Source organism: Microcoleus sp. S36a_B3 (assembly GCF_036700745.1).
In the GTDB taxonomy this organism is placed as follows: domain Bacteria; phylum Cyanobacteriota; class Cyanobacteriia; order Cyanobacteriales; family Microcoleaceae; genus Microcoleus.
Genome location: NZ_JAUBPN010000017.1, coordinates 84,620 through 102,940 on the forward strand (window position 1 = coordinate 84,620; position 18,321 = coordinate 102,940).

Genomic DNA, 18,321 nt, shown 5'->3' on the forward strand with positions numbered 1-18,321 from the left:
AAGTTTTATTCTACTTATCTGTTTTTTCTGTATTTGATGCAGTTAATAAAAAGAAACAAATTTAGTTCACAAAATCTGCGATAATTTTTGTAATAATGGGCGATGAATCAATATGGATGAGATGGAAGGATTGCGAAAGCGAGAACTTTGCGATCGCTTAATGCTTGATTATCGAGAGATGGCTGCGACAGCAAAACAGCTAGGGCTGAGCACCCATGCTTACATTCAGCAAAAAACAGGATGGATTTTGTTTGAGGAACTTTACTATCCGCCAGAAACAATAGTTGTAACTGAGGATTTGTGCTGCATTCCGTTAATCTTGTATTCTAAATCAAAACGATGAAGGGAATTATTTATAACCTTTTTCAAAAATGTGAGTAGTCAGTCAATTTTAGATTTTAGATGGGAGGGATTGAGAGATTTAAGAATGGTAATTTTATTAAAGTTGGAGTCTCAACCATGAAAAACCGTTGGATTAAATGGCTTCAGTTTAGCCTGACGGCTTTGCTGGTTGTGGGTGCGATCGTCCTAATCAACCACTACGGGATCGAGCAAATTAGAGCTAACATCAGTCAGTTTGGAATTTGGGCACCGTTGGTGGTGATGTTGCTGCGAATGGTAAGCATTGTGATTCCTGCCCTACCAGGTACCGGTTATTCGCTGCTAGCAGGTGCATTGTTTGGGTTTACCCAGGGTTTAATCGCGATCGCCATTGCTGATGCGATCGCCTGTACCATTAATTTCTACATTGCCAAACGCTACGGACGCCACCTCGTGCAAAAAATTGTCGGGGAAAAGTTCATGGATAAAGTAGATTCTATTAATCAGAATTACCTAGAAAGTAATATCTTTTTAGTAACGGCTTTACTGATGACTGGGCTGTTTGACTTTGTTTGCTACGGTGTCGGATTAACTCAAATGAAATGGCGGAGATTTATCACTACTCTGACGCTGAGTATTGTTGTGGCAAAACCTCCATTAGTAGCTCTGGGAGCAGGCGTTCTCGAAGGCGGTAAATTGTTGCTAGGATTTGCATTGTTAGGAATGTTTTTACTAGCATTGGTGACAGGTTGGTTGAATCACAAACACAGTTTACCGTCTTGATTGGTAGAATTTTATTGGAGACATTGCAGGATTTAAGATCCTGTCCGCTGGATTACCATCACAAAAAAGGATCGCGCGTGCAAACTGCAGTCCGCTCTTGGATTACGGACTCGCATTCCGCACGCGCGATCCAATTTTCTTGTTATCAATCCAAGAGCAGACAGAATTTAAGAAATTTTTAAATCGCAGATGCACGCAGATAGAGGCAGATATTTTTTAGATATTTGCCTCTGTCTCAACTAATTTAATTTGTCGGCAATGCCTTCAACAAATAAGCCCGAGTTCCTGTTAAAGTCGCGCCCTTGGCATTTTGGTACGTGTAATTTCCGTAGTTAGCCCCATTTTTATTTTGCCACAACTTTGCTTTAATTCATCTAGTCGAAGCAGATTGTACAGCCTATTGCTACTTAAAATTAACTAAATTGGCTGAGGTAATTATTTTTTTATGTGATGTATCTCTGAAAGTACCTAAGAATAAAGATTTCAATACTAAGTTCAGTTATTTACCGTACTCGTTAATAAGAAATTTTTCAATAAATATGCTTAAAAATTGTTTAAAAAAACTAGCCAGTTGACAGTTGGGGATTAGAATCATTGTCGCAATTAGCTCTTGATTATTTTATCAATAGAAGCCATGAAGTTTAAGTCCCTCAAGTCTGTGAATCCGGGTTGAGTTTTCGTTTGTTTGGCGGTAAGTTCGATCGCTGGTACTGTCACTGTTAGTTCTGATTTGTAACAAATGCCCCTGCGATCGCTCCTACAACCCGAAAGTACGCGCGTGCGAAGCTATCCCGTAGGGAATCGCCCAAACCCCGACTGGCGAGTCAGAAGATGCGATCGTCCGCTGGAACTCTCTCACATTAGATACACTTCGTGAAAAAAAACATCAATTCTCGAAAAAAATAAAAGCTGAAACGATATAATTTTTGACATTCCCAACCTAAAAAATTGAGAGCCAATCAAATCTTCGCAGTCTGTTCTTATGACACCAGATATCTCCGAAGCCCAGCAGCAAAGAAATCACCGCATAATTATCTTGGCGCTGATTTGTCTGACGCTGCTAGGATTAGCATTCCGGCTTTATTTTGCGTGGCACACCAACCAAACTCTCCCCGATACCATCGCCCGTCTCAGAGGCGACGAACCGGGCTATGAGGGTTTGGCCTACTGGTTGCTGAAGGGTCATTTTTTTGAGCGACCGAGCCGGACACCTGTTTATCCATTTTTTGTGGCTGGATGCTATGCAATTTTTGGTCGTTCTCCCGCATCTGTAGTATACGTACAAGCTTTTTTAGGGGCGATAACTATACCGCTAACTTTTATCCTGGCACGGCGTTTTACTGGCCCTCAAAGTTCTTTAGTCGCGGCTGGATTAATAGCGCTGAATCCTGCCCTGATTCTTCATGTAAGGCTGCTGCAAACGGAGATTTTATACACGCCTTTAATGCTTTTAACAGTGCTGGGCTTGCTACGGGCATTGGAACAGCCGCAGTGGCAAAAATTTTCATTAGCAGGTGCGCTGTTGGCAATTACAAATCTTTGCCGACCGACAGCGATGTTGTTTCCATTAATTGTGCCACTATTGATGCCGCCTCAATGGTCTTTAAAGCGCAAGATTGCTTGTTTTGTTGCTTATTTGGGCGCAATTATTATCATTACTACACCTTGGACTTACCACAATTATCGAACTCACAAGACTTTTTTGATTTACAGCGTTTCTATAGGTGCGCTGTGGCAAGGAAGTCCAGAGTTTTATCATTTAGCCTACGAACAACTACCAAAACGCAATATTGTTCAGATTTGGCAGGAAGAACTCAATCCGGCTCGGAATGGAGGACACAATGCTTTTACAATTGAGGGCGATCGCTATTTTACCAAACGGGCGATCGCTTCAATACTCCGCGAGCCGGCTGTCTATCTCTGGTATTGTTTGCAAAAGGCAGTTTTTTTCTGGTTTGGAAACCCTATAAGTGACTGGCCTTATCACACTTTGTTTAAGATTAAGGCAATGCGGACATTGTTTTCGCCACAACGGATTATCGGCATTTTAGCGTCGCGAAATTTGCCTGTATTTGCTATTTTGGGCATGATAGTTTTGCGGCATCGCTGGAGGGAGTTTTTGCCACTGTTGGCAGTTTGTGGCTATTTTACTTTGATTCATGCGCTTACTTATGCAGAAGTTCGCTACAGCGAGCCACTGCACCCGATTTTGGCGGTCGTAATTGCTACGGCGGCGGGGGAACTTCAGCGTCGGTTGAAGTCATCAGTCATTAGTCATTAGTCATTAGTCATTAGTCATTAGTCATTAGTCATTAGTTGTTAGTGCTGTCCCCGCTCGCTTTGTTCAAACGTCCAACGTCCAACGTCAGCATTCAAGTGTTATCAAAAACCACAATTATAAGTTTAGTTATAGGCATTTTAATCGCCCCGATCCTTGAGTTGTCCAGCCCGATCGCAATTTTTGCTCAAAACGCCGTCGCAATTAAAATATCGGGTACTGCTGCAGGGTGCGATCGCTACATCGGTGCAGTAGACGGTAATTTAAAATAAAAAATTCTAATAATTGAGAATTTATAGCAATTATTAATATTTGCTATAATAACAGAGTCAGTGATTATCGCCATTATTTGTTTTATAGCAGTTCGAGCCCAAAATGAGGGATTGACCGATCGCTCCCTCAATCCCTCAATCCCTCAATCCCTCAATCCCTCATTTTCCCCATGCCCTAATTCCCTAATCTAAAATCTATAGCAGTCCGAGCCCAAAATGAGGTATTGATCGATCGAGTTCTCAATCCCCCAATCTAAAATCTCAAACTTGTACAGCGAAGCCGAAGTATCTAAAATCTCAACTCCTCACCTTTTTGAGAAAGGCTATATATTCAAAGCTCCCCCTTTCCCGTTCTCTCCCTCTGGCTTCTCCCACCCCCTAATTGCACAGTTTATATACCTACTAATTGGCAATCTTGTAACAAGCCTGCGGCCGCTGGTAAATTGGTAGTGTATAAGTATCTTGCCTCAAACAGAATCTGAGCGAGAATTCCGTTGAGGGCGAGAAAGTAGGGTGCAGTCTAGACAATCGCAGAAATTCTTGCTCGTCAACCCGCAGTAGTTAGGCTGGGCGAGGAATTGCCGGCCAGTTAAAAGTCCGCCCTGTGGCAGATAGCATTGGTTCTGACTTGTCATTACCCGCCAATTGTCAGGATTTGGCACAGAATTAATTTTAAATGCCAAGATGCTGGAAGTAGGGGTGAATTTTATGATACAGAAAGTTTGACCGTGCTTGGAAAGCTCGCGGGTAAAGCCTCTCAATCAAGCTGCTGCCCGCGATCGGGTTTTTCTAACAAATATCACTCTTATGCCCGCTGATGTTTATTCCTTCTCTCAGTCAGGTCATCAACCGCAATCCCCTTACCGTCACCCCTCAGACGCCCGTAGAAAAGGCGATCGAGCTGATGAGCAGCACAGGAGCCAGTTACGTCCTCGTGGTAGAGCCGCGCGAGCATTCTCAACTGGAAAATCTCAGCAATGGGAATTCCCCACGATTGCGGGAACAGTCGGGTTTCTACAACGGCTTACCGCGTGCGGTAAAGGCCTTCGGCAACGGGCTGCATCAGGGCGGCGCAAAAGCTCCCTATGGGAGCGGGCAGACGGTGCTGGGGATTTTTACGGCGCGAGATGTGGTACAGCTAAATTCGATCGGCGCTGCTTTGAGGGGATTTGCGATCGAGCAAATCATGATCAGAACCGTGACTGTAGCCAGAGAATCGGAAATTACCGACTTTTTTGCCTTAGTAAATCTGCTGGAAAAATATCAGATTGGTCATTTACCCGTCGTCAGCGACGCTGAAGAACTTGTCGGTTTAATTAGCTCTCAAAGCTTGGTAGAACTGTTGCAAGAACTGGGGAAATCGCCACAAAAAGCAAGCAGCGATCCGCCACCCGTGACCTTCGCTTTCCCACCGCCGCTGCCAAGTTCACAACCGAAATTAGAGCTGCCGGCGAGTTTAATTAAACTTTATCAAATTCCTCAAATCGCAGCAGGACGAATTATTCACGCTCCTGCTAGTTCTTCAGTTCGCTATCTGGCGCAACTGATGTTCCGACACAATGTTAGCTATGTATTAATTACTGAAACCCCAGAACCAAACTCGACTGGTGCTACAAATTCCAAATTTACAAATCCCAACCTGCACAAACTCGTTGGGGTGGTAAGTTCGCGAGACATCGTGCAGTTGCAGGCGTTGGGAAGAGACTCGAACAAAATTAAAGCGGGAGCGATTTGTAACAGCTCGCCGCCGCTGGTACGATCGCAATCTACCCTAGAAGCAGCCGTCGCCCTGCTGCAAAAATACTACTACCAGTTACCATTATTAGTCATTAACGAAAGCAATCACCCGATCGGGATTGTCAATCCTAAAACTATCCTTTTACAAGCGCTAGATTCAAAATCTCTGCATTCTAGCTTGATCGCTTTGCAGCGACAGCTAGAATCTAGCAACGCGCAATACAAAAAACTCGCCGCCCAAATACAGCTTCCGGCAGCAAATCGCTACCAGGAAGTTGAAATTGCAGAAAATAGTTTCCGGCAGCCCCAAAATCTCCCCGCTACTGTCAACAATCAGGGGATTTGGGATTGGAATCTCGAAACAGATGAGTTTTTTTATTCCGTGCGGTGGCAAGAAATGCTCGGCTACAAAGCAGGGGAAATCTCGAATCGCCGATCGGAATGGTGGAGTCGCATCCACCGAGATGACATTAACGGAGTAAAGGCAGCTTTAGAAGAGCACTTCGCACAAAAGACAGCGGATTTTGCAGCAGAATATCGGATGTACTGCAAAGACGGCAGCACTGTCTGGGTGCTGAACCGGGGTCAAGTTTTGCGGAGCGCTGCAGGCAAACCGCTGCGCTTGGTCGGAACTCATACAGATATTACTCCAAACAAGCAGTTAGAACTCAAAGGCGCAGATCCCGATCGATTCCAAGTCTTTGATTCTTTGAAAGCAACAGTAATTTTTCAGATGGATGCGGCGGGAGTTTGGACGTTTCTCAACCGCGCTTGGACTGAAATTACTGGTTTTTCGGTTTCCGAAAGTTTGCACACTAATTTTTTAGATTGGGTTCATCCAGATGAACGCCCGCAGTGTGAAAATCTATTAGAGTCTTTGCTGTCTGGAAAATCGGAATTTTGTCGGAGAGAACTGCGATTTAAGTACAATTCGGACTCGGTGACAAATGAATTAGATATTCATCCTGAATCTGGCTTTATTTCGGTAGAAATATTTGCTCAAGTCCGGCTGAATTCCCAGGGTGAAATAGCGGGAATTTTAGGAACTTTGCACGATGTCTGCAGCCGCGTCGAAGGCGTTGAGGAATTGCGGGAAAGCCAGCGAGCAATTCGATCGCTCTACGAGGTAATGGTGAGCTCGTCAGGCTCCTTTGAGGAACGTACTGCTCAGTTGCTGGCAATGGGTTGCAGTCAGTTTGGGATGGATATCGGGCTGTTGGGCAGGGTTTTGGGCGATCGCTACGAAGTCATCGCCGCCTATGTACCGTCAAATTTCCCCTTCGGATTTGCCAAAGGAGACGGTTTTGCTTTGAGTAGAACTTTTGAACGAGAGGTTTTGCGATCGAACGAACCTATTTCTATCGAATCCGCCGGCACTACTCAGTGGAAGAACCACCCGGCTTACGCCGTCCGCAGGTTGGAGGCTTTTGTCGGCACGCAGGTAATAGTGGAAGGGCGAATTTTTGGCACTTTGAGCTTTACTTCGAGCTCTGCTAAACCACCTTTGAAACCGCTGAATTTTGAAATGTTAAAATTGATGGGCAATTATATCGGCGCGGAAATTGCCCGCGAAGAACGCGAGCACACTTTGCAGCGTCAGTACCAGTGCGTTTTACTCTTCAAACAAATCACTCAAAAAGTGCGATCGACCTTAGATACTCAAGAAATTTTTCAGACTACCGCCACCCAAATCGGGCGCGTATTCGGTGTCAATCGCTGTACAATTCACACCTACCTTTCCCAACCTTATCCGCACCTTCCTTGCGTCGCAGAATACCTCGAACCAGGTCACGCATCAGCTTTAGATTTAGAACTTTCTGTCACTTACAACCCCTACACAGAAAAACTGCTCGCTGAAGATATAGCCCTAGCATCTCCCGATGTGTTTGCCGATCCTTTGCTCGAATCTTCCGTGCCGATGTGCCGCCGCATCGGCTTAAAATCTATGTTGGCGGTTCGCACTTCCTATCAAGGCGAACCGAATGGCATTATTACTTTGCACCAGTGCGATGCAACTCGCCAGTGGACTCCCGACGAAATTGAACTGTTAGAAGATGTTGCCGCTCAAGTCGGAATTACCTTAGCCCAAGCCCAACTTTTAGAAAAGGAAGTTCACCGACAGCAACAGTTAGTAGAGCAAAATGAAGCTTTGGAGCAAGCGCGACAAGCGGCCGAAGTTGCTAACAGAGCTAAGAGCGAGTTTTTAGCTACGATGAGTCACGAAATTCGCACTCCGATGAATGCGGTCATCGGGATGACCGGTTTGCTGCTGGATATGGAACTAACTACAGAACAGCGGGATTTTGTAGAGACAATTCGCACCAGCGGCGATGCTTTGCTGACTATTATTAACGATATTCTCGACTTTTCCAAGATTGAATCGGGTAAAATGGATTTGGAAAATAGCCCCTTCGACCTGCAAAACTGCATAGAAGAATCTCTGGAATTGCTGGCTCCGAGAGCGTCAGAAAAAGGTTTAGAGCTGGCTTACTTTATTGATGATTCTGTTCCCAAAAACATTTTAGGAGATGTCACGCGGCTGCGCCAAATCTTGGTAAATCTGCTAGGAAATGCAGTCAAATTTACAGAATCTGGAGAAATTGTCGTTTCTTGTACCGCTCGGCAAATCGAGCCTGTAGCTGCTAAAGTTTTGCCGGAAATAACCAATATTTTAGCTCTGAAACCGCTAGCAACTAAGGAGGAAAAGTTGCCAAGTAACAGACAGTACGAGATTCAATTTGCTGTCCAAGATACGGGCATTGGCATTCCACCAGACCGGATCGATCGCCTATTTAAAGCTTTTTCGCAGGTGGATGCTTCCACAACTAGACAGTACGGCGGAACTGGTCTGGGATTGGCTATCAGCCAGCGTTTGAGCGATATGATGGGTGGTAAAATGTGGGTTGTCAGTCAGGTTTGTCCGGCAAGTTCTAAGTCTCAACCGGCAGTTTCGGCGATCGGACAAAGTACCGCAGGAATTCCGCCGGATGGATTTTCTCCGCCCTCGGTATCGGGTTCCGGTTCAATTTTTTATTTCACGGTGACAGCAGAAGCTAATGAAAGTCGAGAGTCAAAAAAACTGCCGGAATTTGCGGTGGGCAAGCATTTGTTGATTGTCGAAAATCATGCCATTAACCGGCAAGTTTTGATCCGGCAAGCTGAGGCTTGGGGAATGATACCCGTAGCTGCAAGTTCGGGTGCTGAGGCTGTGAAAATTATCCAAGAAAACTCGGCGCTAGATTTGGCTATTTTGGCGATGAATCTACCAGATATGGATGGCGTGGCTTTGGCTGTGAAGATTCGTTCCTTGGAGCTGAGCAATTTGTCTGGCGGCGAGGGGCTAAATCCGAATGTCATTGTTACAAGCCCTCGCAAAGTTCCGCTACCTTTGGTGCTGTTTACTTATTTGAGCAAGGCGGAAGTCTGGAAAAAGCTTGAAACTACAGAAGTACATTTTTCGGCTTTTTTAACTAAGCCTCTAAAACAGTCGCAGTTTTATAATGTGTTGCTGCAAGTTTTTGGATATGTTGCCGGCAGAAGTAGTAGGGGAGAAGTTTCAAATGTGGCGACTTTGACTTCGGGATTGAAGTATTTTGAAAATTCTCAAGAACAGCACCGCGTGCAGCGGACACCTGCGGTTTTGAGGCAGGTGGCTAGCAATTCTGTCGCACAGGATGGAGCTAATTCTACTCAGATTCGGATTTTGCTGGCGGAGGATAATGTGGTGAATCAAAAAGTAGCTACGCATTTGCTCGACAGGATAGGATATCGGGCAGATATTGCGGCTAATGGGCTGGAGGTTTTGGAGGCTTGCAAGCGGCAATCTTACGATGTTGTGCTGATGGATGTGCAGATGCCGGAGATGGACGGGTTGGAAGCGACGCGCCGCCTTTGTCAGGATTGGCCTGCTAATCGGAAGCCGAGAATTATTGCGATGACGGCTAATGCGATGCAGGGCGATCGCGAAAAGTGTCTGGAAGCGGGTATGGACGATTATATTACTAAGCCGGTGCGCCGGGAAGAGTTGGCGATCGCCCTGGGCAAATGCCAACCACTGCAGCGGGATGAATTGGATGCCGTTGCTGAACTAAAAAATCCACAGATTACTGAGCAAGTTGACAGTGTGGCTGCTGGACACTCGATCGTTCAACCTGCAGCAAATTCGCCGATCGATTTTCATGTTTTGCAAAGTCTCCGCGAGTTAGACGATGATGAAGACCCGGATTTTTTGGGGGAGTTGATTAAGATATATTTGTTAGATGCACCGCAGCAGTTAGAAACAATTAAAGAGGCTATTTTTCTCGGCGATGCTGATAGTTTGAAGCTGGCTTCTCACACGCTGAAGTCGAGCAGCGCTAATTTAGGAGCGGTGTCTTTTTCGGAAGTTTGCAAGGAGTTGGAGTATATGGGCCGCATGGCGGTTGAGTCTGGAGGGGAACAGGTTTTTGATGCGAGGACGGCGCGCGATCGGCTTTTGGAAGCCGAAACGGAGTGGGAAAAGGTACGGATGGCGTTTGAGACTGAATTAAAAACGGGGAAATTGCGATCGCAAATCGGGTAATGGGCAATTGGGAATTGGGAATTGGGAATTGGTTGTTGGTTGTTGGTTGTTGGTTATTGGTTATTGGTTATTAGCTGTAGGGTGCGTCGCAACTATTAAATTTCCCAGAAAAATCGACAATCTAATAGCGACGCACCTGACAAATAGGATTCGTGAAAACCCTCCGCTGCATCTCGCCCAATACTAATGATTGTTGCCAGATTTTTTAGAAACGATATTAACACTGTTGAATCAAGAGAATTAGTTGTTAAGAATCATCCCTGTAGGGGAGCCGTACTTTTGAGCTATTGCTTTCATTACTTGCCACTGTTTTTGAATTTTTTCATGGTATTTATTGGTTCCATAATCTTCAATGCTTGGTGCTGGCCATATAGTTCCAACTGTTTCTAAAGATTCAGCGATCGCTAACATCATGTTGGTTAAACTAGGAAACCATAAAGAAGGGTCACATTCTTCTATTTCTAGCACAGGTGAGTTTTCAACCTTTGTTTCCGAACCAGAAATGAATAGACAACCATTTTCATAGGAAACAAATTGAAGATACTTTGGATCGTGAAAAGATGGAGAATAATATCCTTTTGCCTCCTCAAGAGACAGGAAATGAATTAAGTCATCTGCGGGTTCAAAAAATCTCTCCAGCGCACAGCAATATGTCGAACTACTGTATGAACAATCGTCATCATCTGGCCACCTCATACCTACAGGTGCGCCTGCCCACTGATAAAATTCATAGGCTTCATCAGATAGCTGAAATGGAAAAAAATTGAGTTTTTTTTCAATTTCTTCTCTGGGTCTATCTGGCTCGCTTAGCTCACAGTAAATACTGATTCGCTCAAGAGCCTCGGTCATCACAGACATAGTTTATTACTCCCAAATCAACTTCAAAATGCTGCTATTGTATTGTCAAAATAACACAGAATTATCATTGCCTAAGCGGAGACGACCTAATAGCCGATTACCAAGGCCCAATCCCTCTGCTTCGCTCCGCCCAATTCCCATATTTAACTTTCCCCTAAATACGCCTTCCGAACAGTTTCATTTGACTGCAAATCGCTAGCAGTACCGGCGACTACAACCTCACCAGTTTGGATGACATAGCCGCGATGTGCTACACTTAAAGCCATCCGGGCGTTTTGTTCCACCAGTAAAATAGTAGTTCCTTCAGCATTAATATCGCGGACGATCGCAAAAATTTGACTCACCAACATCGGAGCCAAGCCCATACTCGGCTCATCCAATAATAACAAACGGGGGCGCGACATCAAAGCACGGGCGATCGAGAGCATTTGCTGTTCCCCCCCGCTGAGAGTTCCCCCTTTTTGACTAATTCTTTCTCGCAAACGCGGAAATAAATTTAAAACTTTTTCCATATCAGACTTGATACCGAGGGTATCGTTGCGGAGATAAGCACCCATTTCCAGGTTTTCTTGTACCGTCATGCGCCCAAAAATCAGCCGCCCTTCCGGGCTTTGAGAAATGCCCAAACGGACGATCGCCTCTGTAGAAAGCGACTCCAAAGGCTTTCCCTCAAACAGTACAGTACCTTGGCGCGGGCGCAGCAGCCCTTGAATCGTGCGGAGAGTGGTAGTTTTCCCCGCCCCGTTGCTACCGATTAATGTCACAACTTCTCCCTGCGAGACAGTTAGCGATACTCCTTTGAGAGCGTGAATATTTCCGTAATAGGTGTGAATGTCTTTAATTTCTAGCATGATTGCTCTTTCTGCCTTGTCCTTTGTTATATCGTCCCGACTTAAGTATAAAATTTTATTGCATTTATTTAAAATTAACCTTTTCTATAGTAAACCAGAGCATTTCACAATCTTAAAATTATCTGCGTCAATCAGTGTTTATCTGCCTTAAATTTGCGGTTGACAGACTAATTGTATTAACCGTGAACATCATCTTCTTTTCCCAAATATGCCTCAATCACGCGAGGATCGGCGCGAACTTCTGCCGGAGTTCCCTCAGCAATTTTAGTACCGTACTCCATCACACTAACGCGATCGCTAATTCCCATAACCACCTTCATATCATGTTCAATCAGCAAAATACTCAAATCCAACTCATCGCGAATCCGGTAAATAAAGCGAGTTAAATCGGCCGTTTCGTTCGGGTTCATTCCCGCCGTCGGTTCGTCCAAAAGTAACACTTTCGGATCGGAAGCCAAGGCCCTGGCAATTTCCAATCTACGCTGGTCGCCGTAGGAAAGGTTTTTTGCCAACTCCAGCGCTTTAGAAGCACCTAAACCGACAAAATCCAGCATAGTCAGCGCTTTTATTTTAGCTTCCCGTTCCTCCACTATCGCAGTTGGTGGGCGGAGGATTGCGCCCAACAAACCTGTTTTCATTCTGCTGTGCCTGCCTACCAAAACATTATCCAGCACAGTCATATTGTTAAACAAGCGGATATTTTGAAAAGTTCTAGCAATGCCGAAACTTGTCAGGCGATCGGGAGGCAAACCCGTGATATTCTTATTTTGGAGGAGCAAGTTACCGGCAGTAGGTTTGTAGATACCCGTCAGCATATTAAAAAAAGTGGTTTTACCCGCACCGTTGGGGCCGATCAAACTGGCGATCGAGCCTTTTTCTAAGGTTAAACTAACCTGGTTGACTGCTGTCAAGCCGCCGAATTTCATTGTAAGTTGCTGTGCTTCTAGTAATGACATTTTTGTTGTATTTTCTAATATTTTATATGGAAGTGTGAGATTTCACGCAGGCTTCTGACTCAACTTGGGAGATTATCGGACATATTCTCTAATGTACACACAAAATAAAACTTAAAAAGATTAGATTCTAGCGAACGGCGAGGGCGATATTGTGCGTGTAAATCAGCAGTCGAAAAGTTTTCAATAACTTTGAGATTGAGTTCGTCAGCCAAAGTAGCAATGTTTTCAAACCCAGTAATCCACGGTGCATACATACTTTCGTATTTATCTATGTAATCATTGATATCTTGGTAGCCCGTCGTCCTCAAAATCACCCGCTCTGACATATAATCAAAGGACAATCGAAAACTCTTCACATTGTAACGAATTTGTTCCAACGTCAATATTACATCTTTTTTGGCAAGCAAGGTTGTGTTGCCTTCCCACAAAAAATATGTCGGCCGCTCGAAATCCAATTCACTCTCTTTCAGTAAAGCTATTAAACCATCTTTGATGTAATCTCCGGGAATGTAGCGAACATTGGCGCTAATTTTGTTGGCTTTGAGAGTTTCTTCTTTTAATTCAAGAGTGTCGCTGTCGTCTATTTCAAAATAAGTGACTTTTTCTCCATTGATTCTGGCAGCGCGAGTGTCTAAACCCGAACCTAAAATAACTACTTGCTTGCAACCTCCTAAAATTTGATTTGACAAAACGTCATCAAAATACTTAGTCCGCAACTTGATCATTTCTTTAGCGGCGGGAGAGTTTTGAGCTATTTTGTCTGCGATTTCTTTGGTTTTCTCATTCAGCCATATTTTTACGACATTATCAGTGTAAAGAGGAATTGTTTCTTGATTTTCTTCCGCTCTAAATTCCGCAACGATAAAAGCAGTACCAGTTACATTGTTCATGGCTAATTTTTCAGCTTTACTATTGACTTCTGGCATCTGCTAAAGATTCATTGCTCGCTTCACTATCTGAATGCAATTCAGCTTGGTGGAGCTTGTCGGGAATCAGCCCCTCGGGCCGCACGACCATCATCACAACGAGTGTTAAACCAAAGAGAAATAAACGCATTTGAATCGGGTCTAAACTGGTGGCGAGAAAGTCTGCTAACTGGGGAATTGCAATTCTGGGGAGTACAAAAGTATTCAGGAAACCTTTGAGGACTTCGGCTAGTTGGGGTAGATAAAGCCGATCGGCAGACATGATAATGATAGCGCCTAAAATCACCCCGGTCATGTTGCCCAAACCGCCTAAAATTACCATGCACAGGATAATCACCGAGACTGAAAAATCGAAGACGCTGGGAAAAACCGCGCTGATATAAGCCGCATAAAATGCACCTGCAAACCCCGAAAATGTCGCTCCCATCGCAAAAGCCGAAAGTTTTGTTTTGACCAGGTTAATGCCCATTGCGCTTGCCGCTAATTCATCTTCGCGCATGGCATTCCAGGCTCGTCCCAAGCGGGAATCTCGCAGCCGCGAAATCATGAAGTAAGCGAAGACGACGAGCAGTAAAATTAGGTAGTACCAGGGAAAGTAGTTGCCGGTGCTGAATGGGCCGATGATGGGGAGAGATGGACGCGCGATCGGGTTAATTCCCGCTTCGCCGCCGGTGAGGTTAAAAGGTCGATCGCACCCAACGAGACACAGCACCAACTCCGGCTTACCCAACACCGAAGCAACAATCTTCGAGATTGGTTCGTCGATCCGAATCTCGGTTAAATTCCGAAATATCACGGGGATAATTTCGCCAAAACCGAGGGTAACAATTGCCAAATAATCGCCCTTGAGTCGCAGGGTGGGAATACCCAGAATTACGCCCGCTATTCCAGCTACACCGGCGGCGATCGGCAAAACGATCCAAAAATTCCAAGCAATATTTATCTGCCCGGAAGATAGCAAAGCTGTCGTGTAAGCGCCGATCGCAAAAAACGCCGCATATCCCAAATCCAACAAACCCGCAAAACCCACAGTAATATTCAAACCCAGCGCCAACATAATAAAGATTTGAATCTGTACTACCGTAGCAATCCAGCCAGTTTGAGCTTCGAGGTCGATAAACGGAAACAGAATTAGAATAAAAGCTAATGTTACCAGAGTAGCCAGCCGTTGACGTTGCGGCGGCAAACCTTGCAAAGCACCCATTAACGAAGCTGTCAAAATTGCTATCGCCAAACTGCAAACCCCGTACAGCAAAGTAGTAGGTAAAGCCACAGCAGATTGACCGGAAAAAGGTCTAACTAAAATTCCTTCTAGTACGCTAGCAACCAATAGCCAAACGCCCAATCCCAAACCCGCAAAACAGCCAACTTTTGCGCCCATCTTTGGGTTTTGAACTTTCTGATCTTGACAACTCATGAAGCCCGCCGCCGTGCCCATCAGCCACCCGATGACGGTGCCGCTCCAACCGCCGAATAGGAGGACTGTCAAACAGCCGATCGCTCCTAAAATACCAGTCGATTTAATTGCTTTGATTATTTTATTTGACATAAAAAGAAGTCATTAGTCATTAGTCAGTGGTCATTAGTCATTAGTCAGTGGTCATTAGTCATTAGTCAGTGGTCAGTAGTTAGATCAAAGAATGCTAGGAATCGCAGTTATAGATGCGACTGACGCGGGCAATGCCAACTTCTGCCTCAATCAATGCGATCGAGTGCTTGTCGTGGAAACTGTCATCAGACTAGCTACAGTTTTAAGTCTTTTGAGTTCGATTGTTGCACCAAAAGCGACGAAAATTCAAATATACTGGAACTGTTACCGAAACACACTTCAAACGGGCGATCGCGATATGGTACAAGCTCCTCAAAAAACTATCACCCTGGACGAGTTTTTGCAACTGCCAGAAACCAAACCCGCTAGCGAATACATCAACGGTGCGATCGTACAAAAACCCATGCCACAAGGAAAACACAGCAAACTACAAGGTAGACTCGTCACAGTCGCCAACGACATCGCAGAGAAACCCCAAATTGCCCTAGCCCTACCAGAACTTCGCTGCACTTTTGGCGGACGTTCTATTGTTCCAGATGTCGCGATTTTTGTTTGGAATCGCATTCCCCTAGATGCTGACGGCGAAATTGCCAATACATTTAACGCTCACCCAGACTGGACAATCGAAATTTTGTCCCCCGGCCAAAGCCAAACCAAAGTCACCCACAATATTTTGCACTGTTTGAATGCCGGTTGTCAGATGGGTTGGTTGCTCGATCCCGATGAAAAAACCATTTTAGCTTATCCCGCAAGGCAGCAGCCGATTTCACTGCAAGAACCGACAGATATACTTCCGGTTCCCGAATTTATGGGGGAAATGCAGTTGACTTTAGGCGAAGTTTTTGGCTGGCTCAAACCTGGCTTTAGTATCGAACCGAAAATAGTGGAATCGAGTCAATAATACGCGATCGCACATACTCATTTCTCAATTTACGCACTACGCTGCTCAGTGCGATTTTCCTCAAGGGCGATCGGGATCAGTTGAACCTCCAATCGCTGATTGAGCGCACGCGCAATTTTTTGCAGCGCATTAAAAGCGAATGTTCCTCATATTCAGCATCTTCAAGCTCCGCAATTACCGACTGTTTTGTCCCAATGCGATCGGCAAGTTGCTGTTGGGTCAATCCTGCTTGCGTCCGAACACGATAAATCAGTTGTGCAAGTTCTGCATTGAAAGAGGATTCCTTAATCATTTCCTCCATTTCAGGATCTTCAGATGTCATTTGTTGAAGGATCTTCAGTGAATCATTCGTGTTCGCCATCTTCTGTTTCCTGCAGGTAGGATCGATCGCACTTTTTAGGCGATCGCCAATCCGGTATGTTTGCGTACTTCCGGCGAATGAAACGCCAAAACAATGCAACTTTCAGGAACCCCACCCTCCAGTAATTCATCGGTAATGCCATCTTCAATACCGTCATAATGAATCCACAGTTTGCCGTTCCGAATTTCAACGTGAACGAGGCAGTAGTGAAGTCGCTTTTGGCCCTCCCAGCCTTCACTCATCAATAAAAAATCATTTCGGTCTTCGCTGACAATGACTTTATTATTAATCTCGGCATATCTGTACGGTAGGCTGGCATAGTACGACAGAGTTTTATAAATCAACTCGCGGTATTCATCTAGTTTATCCATCTGGTAATAACCTCCTGAATCGTATCGACAACGATAATTTTCATTACTCCATCTGCAAGTACAACCTGCACGATATCTTCATTAAAGAAGCTTGTATAAATCTCTTCAGTAATTGCTAGATATAGGGTGCGATCTGGTTCTTTTTTCGACAGGATTTTTAAGTACAAAGTGTATTGCCCGATCGCATTTTCCCAATCTTTGACTGGAGATTTACCGACAAAACTTTTGATTTCAACTGCAATTTTTTGTCCTTCGCGTTCGGCTGCTAGCAGCTTTTTAGCTCCCAAATCCACAAACACACCGCGCGAACCAAATTGCAGAGTCAGAGGATCGTCTGTAATTATCCACCCATCCTTTTCTAAAGCAGTCCTTACATTATAATGATAAATGTCTTTTGCCATTATTTCAACCCTGCAATTTCAAACCTTCTCCTGAACATTCTCGCCCAACAAACCCCCAGGCCGAAAAGCCAAAATCACCACCAAAACCCCAAACACCCAAGCATTAGTCCAGCGGCTCGACAAATACTGATCGCTCAAAGACGAAAGCACCCCAATCAAAACCCCTCCTAACATCGCCCCCACAATATTACCAATGCCCCCCAGAACCGCCGCCGTAAAAGCCCTCAAACCCGCTGTAAAACCCATCGTAAACACGATCGTATTATTGTACAAACCAACCAGAATCCCAGCAGAACCAGCCAAAGCTCCCCCAATCAAAAAAGTCAGAGCAATAATCTGATCCACATTAATGCCCATAATTTTAGCAGCATCGCGGCTTTGAGCAGTTGCCCGCATCGCCTTTCCCAGACGAGTGTACTGCACAAACACATGAAGCAAAACCATCAATACAACCGCCACCACCAACACAATTAAATCCTTAGTGGTAAATACAATACTGGTTTCAATTCCCAAAAATTTGAGAATATCGACTCTGGGCAACAAATCGGGAAAGCTTTTCGGAGCTGCAGAATTAGAACCCATCACTGGAATAAAAGCTTTCAAACCTCCCCAAAACAACCCCATATTTTGGAAAATGAAAGAAACCCCGATCGCCGAAATTAAAGGAGCCAAACGCGGAGCATTCCTCAAAGGCCGATAAGCATACTTTTCCACAACAATATTCAGCCCTGCACAAAACGCCGAACATACAATTAAAGCAACTAACATCACCGGTATCGCAACAGCTAAAGGTGCGCCGTCTTGAATGCCAAAAGCCCCGAACACAGTTAGGGCAGCAAAAGCACCCAACATATACAAATCGCCGTGAGCAAAATTGATTAATTCAATAATGCCGTAAACCATCGTATAACCCAAAGCAATAATCGCAATCAGCGCCCCGTTGACCAAACCAACTAATAATTGTTGAATCAAAACTTCAGGGTTGCTGGCTATTTCTCCAATAATTTTGGGCAAGTCAAATCCGGCGATCGGTCCCAACAACAAAACTATATAAGCTACACCTAGATATAATAGAATACTTTTCCAGTTTTTCATAATTATTCGTAATTTGGCATTGAAAATTGGGCATTAGGAACATTCATTCTACTTGTTTCTAGGCAGATATTAGAAACGCAGATTCGGAGACTCTACCTCC

Annotated in this window: 15 protein-coding genes; 6 read left to right on the forward strand and 9 right to left on the reverse strand. The window is 44.7% G+C overall.

The genetic code is table 11. The features are described from left to right. The first annotated feature begins 112 nt into the window (after positions 1–112). From QUA01_RS18815 to QUA01_RS18835, 5 genes are all read left to right on the forward strand, one after another. Positions 113–343: a hypothetical protein gene (locus tag QUA01_RS18815; protein WP_333091763.1), complete on the forward strand. Its 231-nt coding sequence runs from the start codon at positions 113–115 to the stop codon at positions 341–343. A gap of 116 nt (positions 344–459) precedes the next feature. Beyond that, a complete protein-coding gene (locus QUA01_RS18820) occupies positions 460–1,104 on the forward strand; it encodes a TVP38/TMEM64 family protein (RefSeq protein ID WP_333091762.1) in 645 nt (214 codons plus the stop codon). A 982-nt stretch (positions 1,105–2,086) separates the two neighbouring features. Then, positions 2,087–3,385: a glycosyltransferase family 39 protein gene (locus tag QUA01_RS18825; protein WP_333091761.1), complete on the forward strand. Its 1,299-nt coding sequence runs from the start codon at positions 2,087–2,089 to the stop codon at positions 3,383–3,385. A gap of 41 nt (positions 3,386–3,426) precedes the next feature. Further along, positions 3,427–3,654 carry a hypothetical protein gene (locus tag QUA01_RS18830; RefSeq protein ID WP_333091759.1) on the forward strand — a complete coding sequence of 76 codons (228 nt, stop codon included), beginning with the start codon at positions 3,427–3,429 and terminating at the stop codon, positions 3,652–3,654. Positions 3,655–4,471: 817 nt separating this feature from the next. Continuing rightward, entirely contained in the window at positions 4,472–9,952 is a 5,481-nt protein-coding gene (locus QUA01_RS18835; protein WP_333091758.1) for a response regulator, read from the forward strand. Between the two features lie 240 nt (positions 9,953–10,192). On the opposite strand, the gene QUA01_RS18840 is transcribed toward QUA01_RS18835, so the two are convergent. From QUA01_RS18840 to QUA01_RS18860, 5 genes are all read right to left on the reverse strand, one after another. Next, positions 10,193–10,810, reverse strand: coding sequence for a hypothetical protein (locus tag QUA01_RS18840; protein ID WP_333091756.1), 618 nt, complete (start codon positions 10,808–10,810; stop codon positions 10,193–10,195). A gap of 143 nt (positions 10,811–10,953) precedes the next feature. Beyond that, positions 10,954–11,661 carry an ABC transporter ATP-binding protein gene (locus tag QUA01_RS18845; protein ID WP_333091755.1) on the reverse strand — a complete coding sequence of 236 codons (708 nt, stop codon included), beginning with the start codon at positions 11,659–11,661 and terminating at the stop codon, positions 10,954–10,956. 176 nt (positions 11,662–11,837) lie between these two features. Beyond that, positions 11,838–12,617 carry an ABC transporter ATP-binding protein gene (locus QUA01_RS18850; protein ID WP_333091753.1) on the reverse strand — a complete coding sequence of 260 codons (780 nt, stop codon included), beginning with the start codon at positions 12,615–12,617 and terminating at the stop codon, positions 11,838–11,840. Between the two features lie 59 nt (positions 12,618–12,676). Further along, positions 12,677–13,507 carry a class I SAM-dependent methyltransferase gene (locus tag QUA01_RS18855; RefSeq protein WP_333091751.1) on the reverse strand — a complete coding sequence of 277 codons (831 nt, stop codon included), beginning with the start codon at positions 13,505–13,507 and terminating at the stop codon, positions 12,677–12,679. Between the two features lie 19 nt (positions 13,508–13,526). Continuing rightward, complete coding sequence (locus tag QUA01_RS18860; protein ID WP_333091749.1) at positions 13,527–15,092, reverse strand: branched-chain amino acid ABC transporter permease; 1,566 nt, start codon at positions 15,090–15,092, stop codon at positions 13,527–13,529. 298 nt (positions 15,093–15,390) lie between these two features. On the opposite strand from QUA01_RS18860, the gene QUA01_RS18865 reads away from it, so the two are divergent. Further along, on the forward strand, positions 15,391–15,993 hold the full coding sequence (locus QUA01_RS18865; protein WP_333091854.1) for a Uma2 family endonuclease: 603 nt from the start codon (positions 15,391–15,393) through the stop codon (positions 15,991–15,993). A 76-nt stretch (positions 15,994–16,069) separates the two neighbouring features. Here the strand turns inward: QUA01_RS18865 and QUA01_RS18870 are convergent, their stop codons facing one another. The 4 genes from QUA01_RS18870 to QUA01_RS18885 all read right to left on the reverse strand — a co-directional run bounded on the left by QUA01_RS18870 (position 16,070) and on the right by QUA01_RS18885 (position 18,221). Then, the gene (locus tag QUA01_RS18870; protein WP_333091747.1) at positions 16,070–16,315 is read right to left on the reverse strand and encodes a helix-turn-helix domain-containing protein; all 246 of its coding nucleotides are present in this window, start codon (positions 16,313–16,315) and stop codon (positions 16,070–16,072) included. 74 nt (positions 16,316–16,389) lie between these two features. Beyond that, complete coding sequence (locus tag QUA01_RS18875) at positions 16,390–16,725, reverse strand: XisI protein (protein ID WP_194067796.1); 336 nt, start codon at positions 16,723–16,725, stop codon at positions 16,390–16,392. After that, positions 16,713–17,126, reverse strand: coding sequence for an element excision factor XisH family protein (locus QUA01_RS18880; protein WP_228050014.1), 414 nt, complete (start codon positions 17,124–17,126; stop codon positions 16,713–16,715). Before QUA01_RS18880 ends, QUA01_RS18875 begins: the two co-directional genes overlap by 13 nt. 18 nt (positions 17,127–17,144) lie before the next feature. Next, complete coding sequence (locus tag QUA01_RS18885) at positions 17,145–18,221, reverse strand: branched-chain amino acid ABC transporter permease (RefSeq protein ID WP_333091743.1); 1,077 nt, start codon at positions 18,219–18,221, stop codon at positions 17,145–17,147. Positions 18,222–18,321 lie beyond the last annotated feature (100 nt).

Bases quoted from the DNA above. Each gene is read 5' to 3' on its own strand.
- QUA01_RS18880 (WP_228050014.1), bottom strand. From the start codon at position 17,126: ATGGCAAAAGACATTTATCATTATAATGTAAGGACTGCTTTAGAAAAG.
- QUA01_RS18835 (WP_333091758.1), top strand. From the start codon at position 4,472: ATGTTTATTCCTTCTCTCAGTCAGGTCATCAACCGCAATCCCCTTACC.
- QUA01_RS18850 (WP_333091753.1), bottom strand. From the start codon at position 12,617: ATGTCATTACTAGAAGCACAGCAACTTACAATGAAATTCGGCGGCTTG.
- QUA01_RS18845 (WP_333091755.1), bottom strand. From the start codon at position 11,661: ATGCTAGAAATTAAAGACATTCACACCTATTACGGAAATATTCACGCT.
- QUA01_RS18865 (WP_333091854.1), top strand. From the start codon at position 15,391: ATGGTACAAGCTCCTCAAAAAACTATCACCCTGGACGAGTTTTTGCAA.
- QUA01_RS18855 (WP_333091751.1), bottom strand. From the start codon at position 13,507: ATGAACAATGTAACTGGTACTGCTTTTATCGTTGCGGAATTTAGAGCG.
- QUA01_RS18860 (WP_333091749.1), bottom strand. From the start codon at position 15,092: ATGTCAAATAAAATAATCAAAGCAATTAAATCGACTGGTATTTTAGGA.
- QUA01_RS18825 (WP_333091761.1), top strand. From the start codon at position 2,087: ATGACACCAGATATCTCCGAAGCCCAGCAGCAAAGAAATCACCGCATA.
- QUA01_RS18870 (WP_333091747.1), bottom strand. From the start codon at position 16,315: ATGACATCTGAAGATCCTGAAATGGAGGAAATGATTAAGGAATCCTCT.
- QUA01_RS18820 (WP_333091762.1), top strand. From the start codon at position 460: ATGAAAAACCGTTGGATTAAATGGCTTCAGTTTAGCCTGACGGCTTTG.
- QUA01_RS18815 (WP_333091763.1), top strand. From the start codon at position 113: ATGGATGAGATGGAAGGATTGCGAAAGCGAGAACTTTGCGATCGCTTA.
- QUA01_RS18885 (WP_333091743.1), bottom strand. From the start codon at position 18,221: ATGAAAAACTGGAAAAGTATTCTATTATATCTAGGTGTAGCTTATATA.
- QUA01_RS18840 (WP_333091756.1), bottom strand. From the start codon at position 10,810: ATGTCTGTGATGACCGAGGCTCTTGAGCGAATCAGTATTTACTGTGAG.
- QUA01_RS18875 (WP_194067796.1), bottom strand. From the start codon at position 16,725: ATGGATAAACTAGATGAATACCGCGAGTTGATTTATAAAACTCTGTCG.